The 18,988-nt window shown below is 70.2% G+C and carries 16 protein-coding genes; 8 read left to right on the top strand and 8 right to left on the bottom strand.

What is annotated here, in order from left to right:
* Positions 1 to 31: 31 nt before the first annotated feature.
* Positions 32 to 871, bottom strand: a complete 840-nt coding sequence (locus ABS78_RS16585) for an alpha/beta hydrolase (RefSeq protein WP_293381748.1) — start codon at positions 869 to 871, stop codon at positions 32 to 34.
* 264 nt (positions 872 to 1,135) lie between these two features.
* Complete coding sequence (locus ABS78_RS16580; RefSeq protein WP_293381745.1) at positions 1,136 to 2,101, bottom strand: zinc-binding alcohol dehydrogenase family protein; 966 nt, start codon at positions 2,099 to 2,101, stop codon at positions 1,136 to 1,138.
* Positions 2,102 to 2,216: 115 nt separating this feature from the next.
* Here ABS78_RS16580 and ABS78_RS16575 point away from each other — a divergent pair, with 115 nt between their 5' ends.
* Positions 2,217 to 2,786, top strand: a complete 570-nt coding sequence (locus tag ABS78_RS16575) for a histidine phosphatase family protein (RefSeq protein ID WP_293381742.1) — start codon at positions 2,217 to 2,219, stop codon at positions 2,784 to 2,786.
* A 4-nt stretch (positions 2,787 to 2,790) separates the two neighbouring features.
* Here ABS78_RS16575 and ABS78_RS16570 read toward each other — a convergent pair whose 3' ends face one another.
* Both ABS78_RS16570 and ABS78_RS16565 read right to left on the bottom strand, forming a co-directional pair.
* Positions 2,791 to 3,951, bottom strand: coding sequence for a DegT/DnrJ/EryC1/StrS aminotransferase family protein (locus ABS78_RS16570; RefSeq protein ID WP_293381739.1), 1,161 nt, complete (start codon positions 3,949 to 3,951; stop codon positions 2,791 to 2,793).
* Positions 3,952 to 4,030: 79 nt separating this feature from the next.
* A complete protein-coding gene (locus ABS78_RS16565; protein WP_293381736.1) occupies positions 4,031 to 4,870 on the bottom strand; it encodes a DUF72 domain-containing protein in 840 nt (279 codons plus the stop codon).
* A gap of 203 nt (positions 4,871 to 5,073) precedes the next feature.
* Here ABS78_RS16565 and ABS78_RS16560 point away from each other — a divergent pair, with 203 nt between their 5' ends.
* Positions 5,074 to 5,805, top strand: a complete 732-nt coding sequence (locus ABS78_RS16560; RefSeq protein ID WP_293381733.1) for a glutathione S-transferase N-terminal domain-containing protein — start codon at positions 5,074 to 5,076, stop codon at positions 5,803 to 5,805.
* 33 nt (positions 5,806 to 5,838) lie between these two features.
* Here ABS78_RS16560 and ABS78_RS16555 read toward each other — a convergent pair whose 3' ends face one another.
* Positions 5,839 to 6,993 (bottom strand): helix-turn-helix transcriptional regulator, encoded by a 1,155-nt coding sequence (locus ABS78_RS16555; protein ID WP_293381731.1) that lies wholly within the window; start codon positions 6,991 to 6,993, stop codon positions 5,839 to 5,841.
* 263 nt (positions 6,994 to 7,256) lie between these two features.
* Between ABS78_RS16555 and ABS78_RS16550 the strand changes: the two genes are divergently transcribed.
* Entirely contained in the window at positions 7,257 to 7,883 is a 627-nt protein-coding gene (locus ABS78_RS16550; protein ID WP_293381728.1) for a PEPxxWA-CTERM sorting domain-containing protein, read from the top strand.
* A gap of 268 nt (positions 7,884 to 8,151) precedes the next feature.
* On the opposite strand, the gene ABS78_RS16545 is transcribed toward ABS78_RS16550, so the two are convergent.
* The gene (locus ABS78_RS16545) at positions 8,152 to 8,940 is read right to left on the bottom strand and encodes a TetR/AcrR family transcriptional regulator (protein WP_293381725.1); all 789 of its coding nucleotides are present in this window, start codon (positions 8,938 to 8,940) and stop codon (positions 8,152 to 8,154) included.
* Positions 8,941 to 9,131: 191 nt separating this feature from the next.
* On the opposite strand from ABS78_RS16545, the gene ABS78_RS16540 reads away from it, so the two are divergent.
* From ABS78_RS16540 to ABS78_RS16525, 4 genes are read left to right on the top strand one after another with little or no spacing between them, the layout of a single operon-like run.
* Complete coding sequence (locus ABS78_RS16540) at positions 9,132 to 10,565, top strand: TolC family protein (RefSeq protein WP_293381799.1); 1,434 nt, start codon at positions 9,132 to 9,134, stop codon at positions 10,563 to 10,565.
* An 8-nt stretch (positions 10,566 to 10,573) separates the two neighbouring features.
* Positions 10,574 to 11,674: an efflux RND transporter periplasmic adaptor subunit gene (locus ABS78_RS16535; protein WP_293381721.1), complete on the top strand. Its 1,101-nt coding sequence runs from the start codon at positions 10,574 to 10,576 to the stop codon at positions 11,672 to 11,674.
* Entirely contained in the window at positions 11,671 to 14,793 is a 3,123-nt protein-coding gene (locus ABS78_RS16530) for an efflux RND transporter permease subunit (protein WP_293381718.1), read from the top strand. The genes ABS78_RS16535 and ABS78_RS16530 overlap by 4 nt, the downstream gene beginning before the upstream one ends.
* A 46-nt stretch (positions 14,794 to 14,839) precedes the next feature.
* On the top strand, positions 14,840 to 16,384 hold the full coding sequence (locus tag ABS78_RS16525) for a tetratricopeptide repeat protein (protein ID WP_293381715.1): 1,545 nt from the start codon (positions 14,840 to 14,842) through the stop codon (positions 16,382 to 16,384).
* On the opposite strand, the gene ABS78_RS16520 is transcribed toward ABS78_RS16525, so the two are convergent.
* Entirely contained in the window at positions 16,381 to 17,361 is a 981-nt protein-coding gene (locus tag ABS78_RS16520) for a threonine/serine dehydratase (protein ID WP_293381796.1), read from the bottom strand. The genes ABS78_RS16525 and ABS78_RS16520 overlap by 4 nt on opposite strands.
* Before the next feature lie 5 nt (positions 17,362 to 17,366).
* Positions 17,367 to 17,507 carry a hypothetical protein gene (locus ABS78_RS16515; RefSeq protein WP_293381712.1) on the bottom strand — a complete coding sequence of 47 codons (141 nt, stop codon included), beginning with the start codon at positions 17,505 to 17,507 and terminating at the stop codon, positions 17,367 to 17,369.
* 188 nt (positions 17,508 to 17,695) lie between these two features.
* On the opposite strand from ABS78_RS16515, the gene ABS78_RS16510 reads away from it, so the two are divergent.
* Positions 17,696 to 18,982 carry an adenylosuccinate synthase gene (locus ABS78_RS16510; RefSeq protein WP_293381709.1) on the top strand — a complete coding sequence of 429 codons (1,287 nt, stop codon included), beginning with the start codon at positions 17,696 to 17,698 and terminating at the stop codon, positions 18,980 to 18,982.
* The last annotated feature ends 6 nt before the right edge of the window (positions 18,983 to 18,988 follow it).

Here is an 18,988-nt window from a genome sequence, read left to right as displayed (position 1 = left end):
GTGTCCTCGTCTCGGATGATGTCTGGTCGGATCAGGCCTTCGTTCCGGCGCGGACGGCCGCGGCGGTGATGGCCTCGATGAAGGTGTCGTAAAGGCCGGGCGGCAGGTCGTGGCCCATGCCGGGAATCACGCGCAGCTCCGCGCCGGGGATGGCGGCCGCGGTGGCCTCGCCGTCCTTGAGCTGCACCAGCGGGTCGTCGGTCCCGTGCAGCACGACGGTGGGCGTGGCCAGCTTGCGCAGGGCCTCGGTGCGGTCGCCGTCGGCGCCGATGGCGCGACGCTGGCGGATCACGCCCGTGGGGTTGAAGGCCCTGCGGTAATCGCTTTCGACCCGCGTCCGAAGCTCGTCGTCGGTCCAGGGGTAGCCCGGGCTGCCGATGACGCGGGCGTTCTTCATGCCGTGCGCGACGAAGGCCTCGAAGTCGGCCTCCGGATCGGGCGCCGGCGTGTTCAGAACCGCGGCGGCCTCGGGCGTGGAGGAGACCGAGCCATAGGGCGCCGACATGATCGACGTCATCGACAGCACGCGGCCCGGATGGTCCAGGGCGATCCGCTGCACGATCATCCCGCCCATGGAGACACCAGCGATGTGGGCGCGGTCCACGCCGGCGGCGTCCAGCACGGCGATCCCATCGCGGGCCATGTCCGCCAGCACGTAGCGATCCTCGTCGCCGAACCAGGTGGAGAGGCCGGTGTCGCGATTGTCGTAGCGGATCACGCGGAAGCCACGCGATGCGAGGCGTTCGCAGAAGGCTTCGGGCCAGCGGGTCATCTGCGACCCCAGGCCGTTCACCAGCAGAATCGTCTCCGGCTGGCCGTCGCCGAAGGTCCGATACTCGATCTCCACATGTCCATTATGGGCGCGCGGCATCCATATCCTCCCGTCTTCTGGCTTCAGGACCCCTTTTGCAGGTCTCCTGGCGGTTGAGTCTGCGCCTTCGCAGCGATCCCTACGCGTGAATTGGCTGGCCTTCGCGAAGCTTGTGCGACAATCATGGCCTCAAGACTCGCCTTGGGGGAGGCACGGCTGAACGCATGCGTGTGATCGTACCGCTGTTGCTATCCCTGGCGATGTGGGCGTTCATCCTGCTCGGCCTCGCGGGGCTCTGGCTCAAGATCTTCGGCCGATAGCGCCTCACGGGATCAACAGCACCCGCCCGACCGCCTGACGGCTTTCGATGTAGCGGTGGGCCTCGGCGGCCTCCGACAGCGGGAACTCGCGGTCGATCAGCACGTCCAGGTCGCCGTTGGCCACCCGGTCGATCAGGCTGGCGATGTTCTTCTGCACCCGCGGCGTGGCGATCTCGGCCCCCAGGAACACGCCCGAGAGAGTGCGATTGCCGCCCATCATCGAGCCCACGTCCACCGTCATCGGCTCGCGCCCGGCCTGCCCCACCATCGAGACCCGCCCGCGATAGGCGAGGCTGAGGATCGAGGACTGGAGCGTGGGACCGCCCACCGAATCGACGATCACGTCGCAGCCCTTCTTGTCGGTCAGCCGCATCACTTCCTGGACCACATCGTGTGTGCGGTAGTTGATCCCGTGGGTCAGGCCGTAGGGCTTCAGCCGTTCCAGCCGCTCGTCCGACGAGGCGGTGGCCAGCACCATCTTCGCGCCCGCCTTCGCGGCGAGCTGGATCGCCGCCACGCCCACGCCCGAGGCCCCGGCCTGCACCAGCACCACGTCGCCCGCCTTCATGCGGCCGAATTCGAACAGGCAGTCGTCGGCGGTGCCGAAGGTCACTGGGATGACGGCGGCCTTCCTGGTGCTCAGGCCGTTGGGAATCTTCCACGCCGTGATCGCCGGCACGGCGCGCAGCTCGGCGTGGCTGCCGAACGCGGCGGTGGTGCAGACCCGGTCCCCGACCTTCAGCGTCGTGACCTCGGCGCCCACCTCGACGACTTCGCCGGCGGCCTGGTAGCCGACCACGTGCGGATTGGTCATCAGCGGCCCGCGGAAGCGGTTCAGGGTGTCGCCGCCCTCGATCGAGACCGCCTCCACACGGATCACGATGCCCTTGGGATGGCATTGCGGATCGGGAACGTCTTCGTATTTCAGGACGTCGGGCGAACCATTCTCGTAGTAGACGGCGGCCTTCATCTGCTTCGCTCCCTTGACCTCAAACGCTTGTTTGAGGTGACTCCTTCCACGCGCATGGCGATGACGCAAGGGGAGCGGGGCGAATGACGGCGACGATCCGGCGCGGAGGAGCCCGATGGAACTGATCCTGGTCCGGCATGGCCTGCCCGAACGCAGCGCCGAGAGTTCCGACCCGCCGCTGTCGGCCGAGGGCCACGATCAGGCCCGGCGGGTCGCCGCCGCGCTGGGACGCGATCGGATCGACGCCGTGTTCGCCAGCACCATGCGCCGGGCGATTCAGACGGCCCAGCCCTACGCCGGCGAAGCGGGGCACGCGGTCGAGACCCACGACGGCATCTGCGAGTTCGACCGGCATTCGGGGAGCTATGTGCCCCTCGAGGTGCTGAAGCGCGAGGATTATGCGGCCTGGAAGGCGTTCGTCGCCCGGGGCGCCGATCCCGACATCGTCTCGTTCCAGACGACGGTGGTGGCGGCCCTGGAGGACATCGTGGCGCGACACGGAGGTCGGCGCGTGGTGGTGTTCTGCCACGGCGGCGTCATCAATGTCTGGACGGCCCACGTGCTGGGCATGGCGCCGCGCCTGTTCTTCGAGCCGGCCTACACCAGCATTCACCGGTTCCTGTGCGCCCGCTCGGGCGAGAAGAACCTCGTCAGCCTCAACGACACCGCGCACCTGCGAGGCTGAGCGTTCACCCGTTCCGCTTCACGAAGTTCCGGATCGCCCCGATGATCCGGTCCTGGACGTCGGCATCCAGGTAGGGGTGCATGGGCAGGGCCAGCACCTTGCCGGCGGCGGCCTCGGTCACCGGCAGGCCGCCGGGTTGCGGATAGTCGCGATAGGGCGCCTGGATGTGCAGCGGCACGGGATAGTAGACGGCCGTGGGCACGCCCTCGGCGCGCAGATGCGCGGCCAGGCCGTCGCGGTCCGCGGTCTCGATCACGTACTGGGCCCAGACCGAGACGCCGCCCTCGATGACGCCGGGGACGCGCACCAGATCGCCCAGGCCCTCGGCGTAGCGCGCGGCCACGGCGTTCCGCGCCTGGATCTCGTCGGCGAAGATGGTGAGTTTCTGGAGCAGCACCGCGGCCTGGAGGGTGTCCATCCGGCTGTTCATCCCGACCCGCATGTTGAGGTACTTGGGATCGTGCTCGAAGGTGCGGCCCTCCAGATCGGACTTCACCGCCTGGCCATGAACGCGCAGCGACACCAGCAGGTCGTGAAAGCGCGCGTCCTTCGACAGAACGGCGCCGCCGTCGCCGTAGCAGCCGAGCGGCTTGGCCGGAAAGAACGAGGTGGTGGCCACGTCGGCCCAGTGGAGGGGGTGGCGGCCGCCCAGCGTGCAGCCGAAACCCTGGGCGCTATCGGCGATCAGCTTCAGCCCGTGGCGCGCACAGACCGCGGCGAGGGCGGGATAGTCCGCAGGCTGTCCGAATAGATCCACGGCGATCACCGCCCGGGGCGTCAGCTTGCCCTCGGCCTTTACGGCGGCGACCGCCGCCTCCAGCCTCGCGGGGTCGAGGTTGTAGGTATCGGGCAGGACGTCCACGAACACCGGCGAGGCCCCGACCAGCGGCATGACCTCGGCCGTGGCCGCGAAGGTGAATGCGGGACAGAAGACCGCGTCGCCGGGGCCGATCCCCCAGGCCATCAGCGGCAGGAGCAACGCCTCGGTGCCCGAGCCGCACGAGAGCGCGTAGGGCGCCTGACCGAACGCGGCGAGTTCGGCCTCGAACGTCGCGATCTGGGGGCCCATCACATAGGCGCCCGAGCGGACCACCTCGAGGATCGCGTCCTCCAGCGGCTGGCCCAGGCGGCGGCGTTGGGCCTGCAGGTCGATGAAGGGAATCATGCCGCCGGCTCATGCCACGGCCGGCCGCGCCGGGCCAAGACACGCTTGGTGTCGGTGTGTTGCGGCGCCGTCGGCCCCATCAGTCGTCGGGGAACCGGAAGCCCGGATCGACGCGCTTGATGAACTCGGTGGCCGCCGCCGGCGCGCGGACCTTCCCCTCATGGATCACGAAGGCGTAGACGTCGCGCGGTCCCTCAGGCGGTCCGGTCCGGTCCACCGGCTGGAAGTCGCCGGGTACGACGCCTTCCGCATAGCTTTGGAAGCGGCCCGCCCACAGGTCGAGTTCGTCGGCCGTGTAACCGGTCGGGATGCTGTCGTCGGCCGACAGAAGGCGCAGGTAGACGAAGTCGGCGGTGATGTCGGGGATGAACGGATAGTTCTCGTTCTCGGAGTTGCAGATGGCGATGTTCCGTTCGCGGCACAGTGCGATGAACTTCGGGTCGCCGAAGCTGGCGTTGCGCACCTCGGCCACGTGCCGGGCCGGCAGGTCGCCGATCTTCGCCGGCAGCAGGTCGAAGAAGCCGGCGAAATCGTCGTAGTCGAATTTCTTCGTCGGCATGAACTGCCAGAGGATCGGTCCCAGCCGGTCGCCCAGTTCGCCCAGCCCCTGGCCCAGGAAGATGTCCAGGCTCGGCTTGCCGTCGGCCAGCACCTTGCGATTGGTGCAGAAGCGCGAGGCCTTCACCGCGAACCTGAAGCCGTCGGGCGTCGCCGCGCGCCATTTCGCCCAGGTGTCGGGTTTGAACGAGGAATAGTAGGTGCCGTTGATCTCGATCGCCGTGAGCCGGCGCGAGGCGTATTCGAGTTCACGCGCGTGCGGCCATTTCGGCGGATAGAACACCCCGCGCCAGGGCTCGAACGTCCAGCCTCCGATCCCGCACCGGATTCTGCCCGCCTGGATCCTGTCCTTCTGGGCCATCGGCCTGCCCTTCCTCGCTTCGGGTCGCCAGGACGGCCCAGGCTGCATTGGTAGCGAAGCGGTCTCGGGTTCTCAAGATGTTCTGCGGGTGGGGGCGCTTACGCAGCGGGATGCTCGGACGCGCGCGCCGCGGAACGTGGATGACCCGGGCGGCGTCATGGGGCCAATTGTCCGCCCGCGCCGCGACCGGAGGAGACCGCGCTGTGATCGACCTTCACTCCACCACCGGCCCCAACGGCCGGAAGGTGCAGATCATGTTGGAAGAGACGGGGTTGCCCTACCGTCTCATCCCCTACGACATCGGCAAGGGCGAACTCCTGACCGAGGCGTTCCGCGCCCTGAACCCCAACGGTCGAGTCCCGGTGCTGGTCGATCCGGAGCCGCCCGGCGGCGGCGACACGCCCGTGACGGTGTGGGAATCGGCGGCTTGCCTCCAGTATCTCGCGGACAAGACCGGCCGGTTCCTGCCCCTCGACCCCCACGGTCGCTACGCGGTCCTGCAATGGGTTGCCTGGCAGGTCGCGAGCCTCGGGCCGAACCACGGCCAGGCGCACCATTTCACCCGCTATGCGCCCGAGCCGATCGATCCCTACGCCCGCCAGCGCTTCCGGCTGGAGGCAGAGCGGCTAATGTACGTCATGGACCGCCAGCTTCGGGATCGGCCCTACGTCGCCGGCGACGACTACACGATCGCCGACATGGCCTGCTGGCCGTGGATCAACCTGACCTGGAACGCCCAGTTCGACCGCCCGCGCGAGTCGTTCGAACACCTCGAAGCCTGGTTCCAGCGCATCAAGGCGCGCCCGGCCGTCCAGCGGGTCTACGACGAGGCGCTGAACGAGTGGATGTACCGCACCGACCACGTCGGCATCCCGCCCGAGCGCTGGGCCAACAGCTTCGGCGACAACTTCCACGCCTTCCACCGCAAGGGTTGACGGCGGCGGCGCCCGCCGCGCTCGGCCTGGTGTTCAGCGCGCCAACGGAGCGATCCGCAGCAGGGGTTCGTTCAGGAGGGTCACCACCAGCTCCGCCTGACGCGCGCAGCGGGTCTTGGCGAAGAGGGCCCGCAGATGCGCCCGGACGGTCAGCAGGCTCACGCCGCTCTTCTCGGCATACTCGCTCACGGCCGCCCCTGAGCAGAGGGCGACAGCCAGCCGGGACTCGGCGTTGGTGAGTCCGAAGCGCTCGCGCAGCCTCTGCGCGAGCGGGCCGCTACGCGTGTCCGGATCGCTCACCACCACCAGCGCCAGGCCGTCGTCGATCGTGAATTCGGCGACTGCCCCCCGGAACGGCGCGACCAGGACGGCCAGGGGTGAGCACCCTTCGCCACGCGAGAGGAAGAGCGTGTTTCCGACCGCGACCGAAGCGCCGCCCCGAACCGACGCGGCGGCCACCGCGGCGGTGACACGTCCCTTCTCCATCGCCGGATTCAGGCGCACCTGACCCGCTGTTGTCTTCAGGGCGCCGCTCTCGCTCAGAAGGCGCTCGGCCGGATCGTTCATGAAGACCACGCGGCCAGACTCGTCCGCCAGCAGCACGCCCAGCGCCAGGCTCTCCAGAAGCGCCCCCGAGGCCCGGGAGCCGGCCTCGATCGAGCCCAACCGGAGCGCGATGTCGATGGACCGCTGGAGATGGGGCCTCAAGCCCGCCAGGAAGACGCGCTCGATCTCGGCGCCTGGCCCGCGGGCGCTGGAGCGCATGACGCCCAGGTTCACGCCGCGGCTGCCCGCGGCCTGCATGAAGCAGGTCAGGCCGTGCTCGAGATCCTGAGGCGCCAGCCAGTCGGCGTGAAACTCGGTGCGTCGAAGTTCGGGAGTGGCGAGGTAATCCTCGCCGAACTGCACCGCCCTGGCTCCGTAGCTCCGATCGACGATCAGCGGATTGAGCGCGCAGTAGCGGTCATTGTAGCTCCGCTCGAACTCCGGATCGTAGTTCGAGGTCAGCAGGCGGTTCTCACTGCGGTCCGCGCGATCGGTGATGTAGAGCGACGTGCGTCCGCCGAAACGGTTCGACACCGCATCCACGAAATCCCGCCATCGGTCGGCGTCTGTCGCGGCCGTGTAGGCGGCCTCGATCAACTCGCAACGCGCGGCCGCGAATTCGCCCTCGATGGGGTGCGCCACAGCATATCTCGCAAATCTGAATGTGGGCGGCGGGCATATCCGGACGATACGCCGCTGTGAAGCAAGATGTGCGGGGTTTGGCGTACGCAGAGCCGTAGATTGCCAATATTTAATGCGCACCTCTGGTCAGAGTATCCCCCTCACGCAGAAGGAAAGGTGGAAAATCTAGTTCATTTGAACGACGCGAGGTGCTTCGGTTGCTTGATACGGCGGCGGTCAGGTTCCCGGGTTCTGGGAACGCATGTCCAGTCCGGAGTAAAAGAATGCGCCAGATCATCCTCGTCGCGGTCGCCGCAGCAGCCCTGTGCGGTGCGCCGGCGATTGCTCAAGCCGCAACCACCATCGACTTCGACGAGCACGCCGGTACGACGCTCAATCGCGGTATCGGCACGTCCTTCGAATCCGGCGGTCTCCGCTTCGACTACAGCGGCTCTTCGCAGTTCTGGGTCTTCGGGACGACACATGCCTCGAACGCGAATCCGGGCGGGGCGACCGTCCGGGCTGCCGACGCCGGCCTGACGACCGTCACCAAGGTCGGCGGCGGCCTCTTCGATCTGCTCTCGATCGACCTCGCCGACCAGGCGAACACCGGCTTCGCCGCCATGGTGCAGTTCACATTCTACTATGAGGACGACACCCTGGGCGAAATCTTCACGCTCGACACCCTTCGGGGCCTGCAGACCCTTACCCTCGACCGCCGCAACCTGGTCGCGTTCAGCTTCCGGGGCGTCGGCGCGCCCAGCACGCCGCAGTTCGACAATCTGGTCTGGGGCGAGTCCGTGGTGGCGGGGATTCCCGAGCCGATGACCTGGGCGCTGATGATCGTCGGCTTCGGGGGCGCCGGCGCCGCCATCCGCCGGCAGCGCCGATACGCTTCTCAGCCGGCCTGACCGTCGGCGGAGCCGCGCGACGGCGGGCGGGGCGCGCCGCCGATCCTCGCCCTTCCGAGCGCGTTGTCAGATAACATCTCGCAGTTGTCGCGAAGCCCGCGCTGGACGTCGACGACCGGGGCGGACGGCGATGGCGCCTCGCGAGCCGCACTGGCGGTGAGGACGACGGCCGAAGCGACCAGCAGACTCGTTCGAAGCATGGGTCGCTCGGAAGGTCGTGAGCCTGCGCCGACCCTCGGACGTCGGCGGGCCCGCCGGCAGCGCGGGTTCAGCCGGCGGCCGCCTCGGCCCGGCGGATCAGGGCCTCGATGCCGTCCAGGACGAGGCTCAATCCGAACTCGAACTTGTATTCGGGATCGGCGGCGCCCCAGCCGGCGGCGCGGAACGCCTCGCCCAGCCGGAGCACGCGGGGAAACCGCGCCGGGTCCAGCAGGTCCATGAGCGCAGGCTCGGCCAGTTTGAACCACTGCTCGTCCGTGAGCCCGCTCTCCCGCTCGGCCTCGCGGGCGTCCCGCGCCTCCTTCATGGCGCCGATCAGATAGTTTTGCATCGTGTCCAGGGCGTAGTCCTTGGTGAGGTCGTCCAGCGGGGTCCCGTCCAGGGCCCGCATCGCCACCTCGTGATTGCCCACGAGGTTCGGGCCCAGCGGCGGGCGCCGGCCCATGAGGTCGAGTATCCAGGGGTGGCGTTCGGCCAGCCGCCAGCGCTCGCGGGCGATGAAGGTCAGGGCTTCGCGCCAGCCGGCGGTCTCCGGCGGGGGCGCCGCCGTCTCGCCCAGCACGCGATCCAGCATGAGGCCGACAAGTTCGTCGCGCGACGGGACGTAGGTGTAGAGCGACATGGGCGAGACCCCCAGGGCGTCGGCCACCCGGCGCATGGAGAGCGCCGCCACGCCCTCCGCGTCCGCGAAGGCGATGGCCGTGAGGACAACTTCTTCGGTCGAATGGCGTTGCTTCGGCCCTCGCCGCCCGGGGCCGTGGCCGCCCCAGAGCAGCTCCAGGCCGCGCCGCATGTCGCCGCCGCCCGCCCGGGGTTTCTCGCGGGATGTTTCGCTCATGACATCTGCTGCCTAGCCCCGCACAAAACACTTTACAAGGTACGGAGTTTCGGGCAGTCCCCGAGGCGAAGGGTCCGGAGAGACCCTGCGGAGGCGACGTTCAAGTGTGCGCATTCTGCGGGCGCCGTTGCGTCGGGCAGAATCCTGAAGTTCAACCGCCCGTCCCGCTACGGAACGAGTCCACGTTGCGCATGCGCACATATTCACCCATCCCCGCGATCTTTCCCGTGCTGGCGATCCTGCCCGCCCTGGCCCTCGCCGCCTGCGCGACGCGTCCCGCCGACACGGCCTTGCCGGCCGCCTATGAATCCGCGGGCGCCGCTGCGCCCGCCGGCGCGATCGACCTCGACACCTGGTGGACGGTCTACGGCGATCCTGAACTGACGACGCTGGTCGAGCAGGCCCTGGCCCGCAATCCCGATGTCCGGACGGCCCGGGCGCGCCTGGACGAAGTACGCGCCCAGCGTGTCAGCGCGGTGCTTCAGTACCTGCCCCGAGGCGACGCCACCGCTTCGGCGCGGCGCACCGACACCGATCAGATCTCGGGCACGGTCGCCAACATCCCCGGATTCTCCACCAGCGGGGTCTCGAAGCAGGCGGGCGCGGACTTCAACGTGAGCTGGGAGGTCGATCCCTTCGGCCGAGGCTTCCTGGCCTACGCCGCGGCCAGCGCCGAGGTGGACCGGGTGCGGTTCGCCTACGAGGCCACGCGCGCCCAGATCGCGGCCGCGACCGTGGATGCGTGGCACCAGGCCCGGGGGCTGGCGATCCAACTCGCCGACGCCCGCGAGACCGCCCGGATCCAGCAGGAACTCTATGACATGGCGGCCAAGCGCGCCGCCATCGGCCTGGCCGCCGGCTCTGAGCCTGACCGCATCGCCGGCGAACTCGCCCAGGCCCGCGCTCAGGCCGAAGCGCTGGAAGCCGAACTCCAGATCCAGAAGCGCGCCCTCCTGATCCTGGCGGGCCGCATCGTGGAGCCCACCGCCAACCTCGCCGCGCCGCCCCAGGTGGGCGAGGCGCCGGCCGTGCCCCAGGCCCTGCCGAGCGACCTGCTCCAGCGCCGCCCCGACGTGCGGCAGGCCCAGGCGGCCGTGCGCTCGGCCGCCGACCAGAAGAAGCTGGCCGTGCTCGATTTCTTCCCCACCTTCGTGCTCTCGCCGGGCATCGGCTGGACCCGGGTGGAGCAGCCCGGCTTCACGTCCGAGACGCGCAACTGGTCCATCGGCGGCTCGATCACCCAGCCAATCCTGTCGATCCCGAGCCGGATGGCCGACCTGAAGGCGCAGAACGCCCGCACCGAGCAGGCGGTGATCGCCTACGAGAAGACCGTCCAGACCGCGTTCCAGGAGGCGGAGGCGGCGCTGGTCGGTCTCGACGCCGATCGCCGGCGCGTGGCGCTGCTGATCGAAGGCGAGGCGCGCGCCCGCCGCGCCTACGAGGCGTCCCGCACCGGCTATACGCGGGGCCTTACCGACCTTTCCACCACCCTCTCGGCCGAGCAGGCCTGGCGCGCCGTGCGCACCCAGCTTGCCGCGGCCCAGGTCCAGGCGCTCCGCCGCTCGGTCCAGGCCTACAAGGCCCTGGGCGGCGGCTGGTCGGCCCAGGCCTACGCCGCAAGATGAGACGACGCATGAAGCTCGCCAAAGCCCTTGTTCCCGTGGCCGTCATGCTCGCCCTCGCGGCCTGCCGGAAGCCGCCCGAGGTCCAGACCGAGGCTCAGCGCGCCCGGGCCGTCACCGTGGTCAAGGTCGAGCCGCGCGCCATCACCGGCTCCCTGGCCGCCTCGGGCGACCTGGTTCCGCGCGAGGAGGCCGCCGTCGCGCCCGAGGTCAGCGGCTATCGGGTCACCCGCGTGCTCGCCGAGGTCGGCGACTATGTGCGCGCCGGCCAGACGCTGGCCATCATCGATCCGGCCCTGCTTGACGCCCAGGTCGCCCAGGCCAGGGCCCAGGCGGCCCAGGCCGAGGATCAGGCCAGCCGGGTCAAGGATCTCGACGATCAGGGCGTGCTCAGCCAGGAACAGATCGTCCAGCGCCGGCTTCAGGCCGAGGTGGCGCGCGCCAGCCTGCGTGCGCTGACCACCCAGCGCCAGAAGCTCTCGGTCTCGGCGCCCGTCTCCGGGGTGATCCTCGAGAAGAACGTGCGCCCCGGCGACATGTCGGCCGTGGGCGCCACGCCCTGGTTCCGCATGGCCCGCGACGGCCAGGTGGAGCTGTCGGCGGACGTCGCCGAGGACGCGCTGCCCCGCATCCGGGTCGGCCAGTCCGCCACGGTGACGTTGCCCAATGGGGTCACGGCGGTTGGCCGGGTGCGACTGGTGAGCCCCCAGATCAATCCTCAGACCAAGCTGGGCGAGGTGCGCATCACCCTGCCGGTACGGGCCGACATCCGGTCGGGCGGCTTCGGCCGCGCCGTGTTCGAGGACGCCCAGGCCACCGTGCTTGCCGTTCCCGAGACGGCCATCCGCTACGACGCCGACGGGGCAAAGGTCGTGGTCGTGGGCGCAGACAACCGCGTGAAGCGCGTCCCGGTCCAGGCCGGCGCCCGCGGCGGCGGCTATGTGGAGATCGTGAAGGGACCGCCGGCCGGCTCGCGCATCGTGGCCAACGCCGGCGCTCTGTTCCTGGACGGCGACCTGGTTCGCCCCTCTGACGCGCCGGCCCAAACCGCAAAGCCCGCCGCCCAGCCCGCCGCGGCGGCGCCGGCGGCCAGCGCCCCGGTCGCCAAATGAGCGACCAGCGCAGCTTCGCGTTTTCCGCCTGGGCGATCCGCAATCCGATTCCGGTCGCGGTGCTGTTCATCGGCCTGCTGCTGGGAGGCCTGATCGCCTACCAGTCGCTGGCGGTCAAAATGTACCCCAATATCCAGTTCCCGATCATCGCGGTGACGGTCACCCAGGCCGGCGCCGCGCCGGGCGAGATGGAGACGCAGATCACCCGGCCGGTCGAGGACGCGGTGGCCAGCGTCACCGGGGTGCGCAACATCCAGTCGGTCGTGACCCAGGGCGTTTCGACCACCACGATCGAATTCGAGATCGGCGAGAACCTTCAGAAGAAGACCGACGAGATGCGGTCGAAGGTGGCGCAGATCCGCGCCCAGCTCCCACGCGACATCGACGAGCCCCAGGTCAACCAGATCGAGGTGGACGACGCGGCGCCGATCATGACGATCGCCGTCGAGGCGCCGGCCATGAGCGACGACGGCCTCTCCTGGTTCGTGGACGACACCGTCGCCCGCACCCTGCAGTCGGCCGAGGGTGTGGCGCAGGTCTCGCGCGTGGGCGGCGTGGCCCGCGAGATCAACGTGGTCATCGACCCCGACCGCATGGCCGCACGGGGCCTGACGGCCAGCCAGGTCAACACTGCGCTTCGCGCGTTCCAGTTCGACGCGCCCGGCGGGCGTTTCGCGGTCGGCGGGCGGGAGCAGACGATCCGGATCCTCGGCTCCGTGGAGACGGTCGCCCAGCTTCGCGACATGACCATTCCCACCGGCGGGGGACAGTTCGTCCGCCTGTCGGACGTGGCCGACGTGGGCGACGGCGCCTCGGACGTGCGCGGCTTCGCGCGCCTGAACGGGCGACCCGTGGTGGGCTTCCAGGTCTCGAAGACCAAGGAGGCCAGCGACGTCGACGCCGAGGATGCGGTGCATGCGAAGCTGGCGGAACTGGAGAAGGCCAACCCGGGGGTCAAGTTCTCGACCATCTTCTCGTCGGTCACCGAGACGAGGGCCAGTTTCCGGGCGACCCAGAACGTGCTGGCCGAAGGCATGTTCCTGGCCGCGCTGGTGGTGTTCTTCTTCCTGCGCGACTGGCGGGCCACCGCGATCACCGCGCTGGCCATGCCCATCTCGCTGATCCCGACCTTCCTGGTCATGGGGCTTGCGAACTTCTCGCTCAACATCGTGACGCTGCTGGCGCTGACGCTCGTCATCGGCATCCTGGTCGACGACGCCATCGTCGAGATCGAAAACATCGAGAAGCGGGTGGCGCGGGGCCAGCGGCCCTTCCAGGCCGCCCTGGAGGGGGCCGACGCCATCGGGCTGGCGGTGGTGGCGACCACCTTCTCGATCGTCGTGGTGTTCACGCCGGTCTCGTTCATGCCGGGCATCTCGGGTCAGTTCTTCAAGGAGTTCGGCATGACCGTTTCGGTCGCCGTGCTCTTCTCGCTGGTGGTGGCGCGCCTGGTGACCCCGCTGATGGCGGCCTATTTCCTGAAGGCCAACCCGACCCCTCACGAGCGCAAGCCGTTCAAGGGCTTCTATCGCAACGTCCTGGAGTGGGCGCTGGCGCACCGGATCGTGGCGGCGCTGATCGGCGGGATCCTGTTCATCGGTTCGCTGGCGCTCGTGCCGCTGCTGCCGGCGGGTTTCCAGCCCGCGGGCGATCCCGACTACCTCTATGTCGACATCCAGGGGCCGCCGGGCGCCACGGCTCCGGACATGGAGGCGACGGCCCAGCAGATCACCGAACTGTTCCGCAAACAGCCCGAGGTGACCAACGTCTTCGTGCAGATCGGGTCCACCGTCTCCAGCTTCGGCCCCGGCTCCGGCGGGGGCGGCGGCGGCGACCTGCGGCGCGGCACGGCCACCATCCTGCTGCGGGAAAACCGGCCCACGACCGGAAACGACATCAAGAACCGCCTGCGCGAGGAGCTGCGCAAGATCCCCGACGTGCGGCTGGGATTCCTCGACTTCGAAGGCGGCGCCGGCTTCCAGCAGATCCTGACCGGCACCAATCCCGACAACCTCGAGGCCGCGGCCCTGGAGCTGGAGCGCCAGATGCGCACCCTGCCCCAGGTGGCCGATCCCAAGCAGGCGACGCCGCCCGTGGGTCCCGAGATCGTCATCCGGCCGCGACCGGACGAAGCCGCGCGGCTGGGCGTCTCGTCGGACGCCATGGCCAACATCGTCCGCATCGCGACGGTGGGCGACATCGACGCCAATGTGGCCAAGTTCAACGAGGGTGAACGCCGGATCCCGATCCGTGTCCGCCTGCCCGAGGACGCCCGCACCGATCTGGAGCGGCTGAAGTCGCTGCGCGTGCCCACCGCCTCGGGCGGAAGCACCACCCTGGACAGTGTGGCCGATATCGAGTTCCAGGCCGGCCCGGCGCGGATCGACCGCCTGAACCGCGAGCGCCGGATCACCGTCCAGGCCGAACTGAACGGCGGCTATCAGCTCGGGCAGGCCCAGGCGGCGGTGGACCGCCTGCCGATCATGAAGAACCCGCCCGAGGGCGTGCGGCCGTCGGCCATCGGCACGGCCGAGGCCATGGCCGAACTGTTCGGCGGCTTCGGCGTCGCCATCTTCAGCGGCGTGGCGATGATCTACGGCGTGCTGGTCCTGCTGTTCCGCAGCTTCTTCAAGCCGATCGTCATCCTTTCGGCCCTGCCGACCGCCGTGGGCGGCGCCTTCCTCGGGCTGCTCATCTTCGACCTGTCGCTCTCGATCCCCTCGCTGATCGGCTTCCTCATGCTCCTCGGCCTGGCGGCGAAGAACTCGATCCTGCTGGTCGAGTACGCCATCGAGCGCGAACGCGAGGGGATGTCCCAGCACGACGCGCTGATCGACGCCTGTCGCGAGCGGGCGCGGCCGATCGTCATGACCACCTTCGCCATGGGCGCCGGAATGCTGCCGACGGCGCTGGCGCTGGAGAAGGGCGCCGAGTTCCGCCAGCCGATGGCCGTGGCGGTGATCGGAGGCCTGATCACCTCGACCATCCTGTCGCTCGTGCTCGTTCCGGTGGTCTATCGCTTCGTCGACGACTTCGAGAACTGGCTGAAGCCCAAGCTGGCCCGCATGGTCACGCCCCGTGAGGCGCCTCGCACACCGGTCCCCGAAGACCGGCTGTAGGGGCTCCAGGGTCGACGGAGCCCGCGGCGCGCCGTACCACATCGGCATGCCGCCGCCGTCCTCCGCCGCCGATGTCCGCCAACGCGCGGCGAAGCTGGAGCGGGCCGGCGACCTGGAAGGCGCGCTGGAGGCCTACCAGGCCGCCCTGGCGCTTGCGCCCGACGACGCCGGCCTGCTGGCGGCCGTCGCCGCCCTGGCCGGTCGACTCGGCATGCCTGAGATCGCGTCCAGGCTCTGGGGCCGCGTGGTCGTTCTCGATCCCTCGCGACTGGACGCCGCCGACGGCCAGGCCGTGGCCCTGCGCGAACTCGGCCGCTTCGACGAGGCGGTGGAGATCCTGCGCGGTGCGATCAACGCGCATCCGGCCGACGCCCGGCTCTGGAACACCCTGGGCGTAACCCTGGTCCAGCAGGCGCAGCCGGAGACCGCGCTCACCTTCTTCGACGAGGCCGTGCGCCTCGACCCCCGCTCGGCGACCGCCCTCTACAACCGCGGCGGGGCGAAGTTCGACCTGGGCGACCTGCCGGCCGCGGCCGCGGATTTCGCCCTGGCCCGCAAGGCCGCCCGCAAGCCGGCCGACGCGGCGATGATCGCCTTCGCCCAGGCCACCCTGCGGCTCGCCGCCGGCGAGCTGGGCGTGGGCTGGGACGACTACGAGGCCCGCTTCGCCCACGACCTTCCCGGCGCGCCGGTGTTCGAGGCGCCCGGCCGGCGCTGGCGTCCCGCCGACCGCCTGGACGGGCAGGCGTTCCTGGTCGTGGCCGAACAGGGCGTTGGCGACGAGGCGATGTTCGCGGGCGTGCTTCCCGACCTGGCCGCGGCGCTCGGACCCGACGGCGAACTGCACGTCGCGGTCGAGCCGCGGCTCGTTGCGCTGTTCGCCCGCAGCTTCCCGGCGGCGCACGTCACCGCCCACGCGACCCGCACCGTAGCGGGCCGTCGCCGGCGCTCGGCGCCCGAGGCGTCGCGCAGGGTTCAGCTCTGGGCGCCGATGGCGTCCCTGATGCGCGGCTTCCGCCGGAGTCTCGCCGACTTTCCCGCTTCGCCCGGCTACCTGAGGCCCGACCCGGCCCGGGTGGCCCACTGGCGCGGCTGGCTCGGTGCGGGGCCGCCGGCCGTCGGGATCACCTGGCGCAGCGGCAAGGTGCTGGGCGATCGCCGCCGCTACTACCCCCCGCCCGCCGACTGGACGCCGCTTCTGAAGACTCCCGGCGTGCGCTTCGTGAACCTGCAGTACGGCGACTGCGCCGAGGAGCTGGCCGCTTTCCGGGCGGCGTCGGGCGCGGCGATCCTGGAGCCGCCGGACCTGGACCTGCGCGACGACCTCGACGACCTCGCGGCGCTGACCGTGGCGCTGGACCAGGTGGTCGCCGTCGCCAACGCCACGGCGGCGCTCGCCGGCGCCTCGGGCGCGGCTCTGGCCCTGCTGGCGCCGGCGCATGTCTGGACCGATCTGGGCGCCGATGCGGCGAAGGGCGCCTGCCCTTGGTATCCGCAGGCCCGACGTCTCGCTCCGTCCGCGCCGGGCGACTGGTCCGACCCGATAGCCGAGGCGGCGGCCCTGGCGATGGCCCTCGCGGCGGGCCGTTAGATCTCGTCGCGGAGGATCCGGGCCAGCAGGTCCGGGTCTATGTTGCCGCCCGACAGCACCAGTCCCACGGTCCGGCCGCCGAACGTGTCGACCTTCCCGGCCAGAAGGGCGGCGAGGCCGGCCGCGCCGCCGGGCTCGGCGACCAGCTTCAGCGTCGTGGCGGCGAAGCGCACCGCTGCGGCGACCTCGGTGTCGGTCACGACCGCCATGCCGGCGACGTGCCGCAACAAGATGGGGAACGTGAGTTCGCCGGGGCAGGGGCTTTCCAGCGCGTCGCAAAGCGTCCGCGCCCTGGGCGTCAAGGGCTGCCGCTCGCCCGCCTGAAGCGATCGCAGCGTGTCGTCATAGCCCGCCGGCTCGGCGCCGATAAGGGCGGTCCGCGGCGACAGGGCCTTCACTGCCGTCGCGACCCCGGCCAGGAGGCCGCCGCCGCCGCACGGCGTGACGACGACATCCAGCGCGGCGCCCAGGGCCTCGGCCTGACGGACCATCTCCAGCCCCGCCGTGCCCTGGCCGGCGATGATGTGCGGGTCGTCGAAGGCCGGCACGATCACCGCCCCGCGTTCCTGTGCGATGGCCGCGGCGATCTGCTCGCGGCTTTCGGTCAGCCGGTCGTAGACGCGGACCTCGGCTCCGTAGCCCTTCGTGGCCTCGACCTTCACTCGCGGCGCGTCGGCCGGCATGACGATGAGGGCGGGCATCCCCAGCAGCCTGGCCGCCAGCGCCACGCCCTGGGCATGGTTGCCCGACGAGAACGCCACCACGCCCCGCGTCCGTTCCTCGGGGGTGAGCTGCGCCAGGCGATTGAACGCCCCGCGGAACTTGAACGCGCCCACCCGCTGGAGCGTCTCGGGCTTGATCAGCACGCGCAAGCCGAGGCGGTCGTTCAGCGCCGGGCTCTCGATCAGCGGCGTCTCCGCCGCCCACCCCTTCAGGCGGCCGGCCGCCGCCTCGATGTCGGCGAACGAGATCGCCAGGCCGCTCATGTCGCGAACACCATCGACTCGTCGGCGAACGCCTTGAACTCCAGGGCGTCGCCCGAGGGATCGAGCCCCCCGCTGAACGCGCGCGCCTCGGCCAGGCCGCGCACCGGAAACGCCAGATGGAAGCGGGGGATGCCCATGGTGGCTGGATACCGCGCCGCCGCGCCCTCCGGAACCGCCAGTTGGTGAGACGAAGACTTCTCCGACCCTTGCCCGCGCAGCCACCCTCCGCTAAACCCCCGCCCGCAATCGATCCCCGCGCCCCTGCCGAGCACCTGTCGAAGGGCTTGGGCGTGTTCTCCGGGCAGGTGGGGAGATCGTATCCGCAATGGCCAACGTCACCGTGATCGGCGCCCAGTGGGGCGACGAGGGCAAGGGCAAGCTCGTCGACTGGCTGTCGAACCGCGCCGATGTGGTGGTGCGTTTCCAGGGCGGCCACAACGCCGGCCACACGCTGGTGGTGGGCAATCAGACCTACAAGCTCAGCCTGCTGCCCTCGGGCGTGGTCCAGGGCAAGCTGTCGATCATCGGCAACGGCGTGGTGGTCGATCCGTGGCACCTGCTCAAGGAGATCGAAGGCATCCGGGCGCAGGGGATCGAGATCGGCCCCGACCTGCTGGTCCTGGCCGACAACGCCTGCCTGATCCTGCCGATCCACCGCGACCTGGACCAGGCGCGCGAGGCCGCGTCCACGAACAAGATCGGCACCACCGGCCGGGGCATCGGGCCGGCCTACGAGGACAAGGTGGGCCGCCGCGCCATCCGTGTCGCCGACCTGGCCGACCGCGCCGCGCTGGAGGCCAAGGTGGATCGCCTGCTGGCCCACCATGCGCCGCTGCGCGCGGGCCTGGGCCTGCCCGAGTTCGACGCCGCCGGTCTTCTGGCCGAGCTGGAGGCGATGGCGCCCCGGATCCTGGCCTACGCCCAGCCGGCGTGGCTGAAGCTCGACGGCATCGTGAAGTCGGGCAAGCGGGTGCTGTTCGAGGGCGCCCAGGGCGCCCTGCTGGACGTGGACCACGGCACCTATCCCTATGTGACCTCGTCCAACACCGTCGCGGGTCAGGCGGCGGCGGGTTCGGGTCTGGGGCCGAAGGGCGCGGGCTATGTCCTGGGCATCGTGAAGGCCTACACGACCCGCGTGGGCGAGGGGCCGTTCCCCACCGAACTGTTCGACGAGGTGGGTCAGCACCTGGGGACCGTGGGGCGCGAGTTCGGCACCGTAACCGGCCGCTCGCGCCGCTGCGGGTGGTTCGACGCCGCCCTGGTGCGCCAGTCGGTGGCGCTGAACGGCATCTCCGGCATCGCGCTCACCAAGCTCGACGTGCTGGACGGCCTGCCGACGTTGAAGATCTGCACCGGGTACCGGCTGGCGGGCGAGCCCATCGGCTACCTCCCGGCCGGCCTCAAGGCCCAGAGCCAGCTCGAACCCGTCTATGAGGAGATGGAGGGCTGGAGCGAGACCACCCAGGGCGCGCGCTCGTGGAAGGATCTGCCGGCCAACGCGGTGAAGTACGTCCGCCGGATCGAGGAGCTGATCGGCGCGCCCGTGGCGTTGCTCTCCACCAGTCCGCAGCGCGACGACACCATCCTGGTGCGCGACCCCTTCGTGGACTGAGCCGCC

The organism is Phenylobacterium sp. SCN 70-31, from assembly GCF_001724605.1.
In the GTDB taxonomy this organism is placed as follows: Bacteria; Pseudomonadota; Alphaproteobacteria; order Caulobacterales; family Caulobacteraceae; genus Phenylobacterium.
Note: the sequence above shows the minus strand (reverse complement) of the source record. Positions and strands in the feature narration are given on the sequence as shown.

Excerpts from the sequence above, each read along its gene's own strand:
- ABS78_RS16585 (WP_293381748.1), bottom strand. The coding sequence starts at position 871 with ATGCCGCGCGCCCATAATGGACATGTGGAGATCGAGTATCGGACCTTC.
- ABS78_RS16580 (WP_293381745.1), bottom strand. The coding sequence starts at position 2,101 with ATGAAGGCCGCCGTCTACTACGAGAATGGTTCGCCCGACGTCCTGAAA.
- ABS78_RS16575 (WP_293381742.1), top strand. The coding sequence starts at position 2,217 with ATGGAACTGATCCTGGTCCGGCATGGCCTGCCCGAACGCAGCGCCGAG.
- ABS78_RS16570 (WP_293381739.1), bottom strand. The coding sequence starts at position 3,951 with ATGATTCCCTTCATCGACCTGCAGGCCCAACGCCGCCGCCTGGGCCAG.
- ABS78_RS16565 (WP_293381736.1), bottom strand. The coding sequence starts at position 4,870 with ATGGCCCAGAAGGACAGGATCCAGGCGGGCAGAATCCGGTGCGGGATC.
- ABS78_RS16550 (WP_293381728.1), top strand. The coding sequence starts at position 7,257 with ATGCGCCAGATCATCCTCGTCGCGGTCGCCGCAGCAGCCCTGTGCGGT.
- ABS78_RS16545 (WP_293381725.1), bottom strand. The coding sequence starts at position 8,940 with ATGAGCGAAACATCCCGCGAGAAACCCCGGGCGGGCGGCGGCGACATG.
- ABS78_RS16540 (WP_293381799.1), top strand. The coding sequence starts at position 9,132 with ATGCGCACATATTCACCCATCCCCGCGATCTTTCCCGTGCTGGCGATC.
- ABS78_RS16535 (WP_293381721.1), top strand. The coding sequence starts at position 10,574 with ATGAAGCTCGCCAAAGCCCTTGTTCCCGTGGCCGTCATGCTCGCCCTC.
- ABS78_RS16530 (WP_293381718.1), top strand. The coding sequence starts at position 11,671 with ATGAGCGACCAGCGCAGCTTCGCGTTTTCCGCCTGGGCGATCCGCAAT.
- ABS78_RS16525 (WP_293381715.1), top strand. The coding sequence starts at position 14,840 with ATGCCGCCGCCGTCCTCCGCCGCCGATGTCCGCCAACGCGCGGCGAAG.
- ABS78_RS16515 (WP_293381712.1), bottom strand. The coding sequence starts at position 17,507 with ATGGGCATCCCCCGCTTCCATCTGGCGTTTCCGGTGCGCGGCCTGGCC.
- ABS78_RS16510 (WP_293381709.1), top strand. The coding sequence starts at position 17,696 with ATGGCCAACGTCACCGTGATCGGCGCCCAGTGGGGCGACGAGGGCAAG.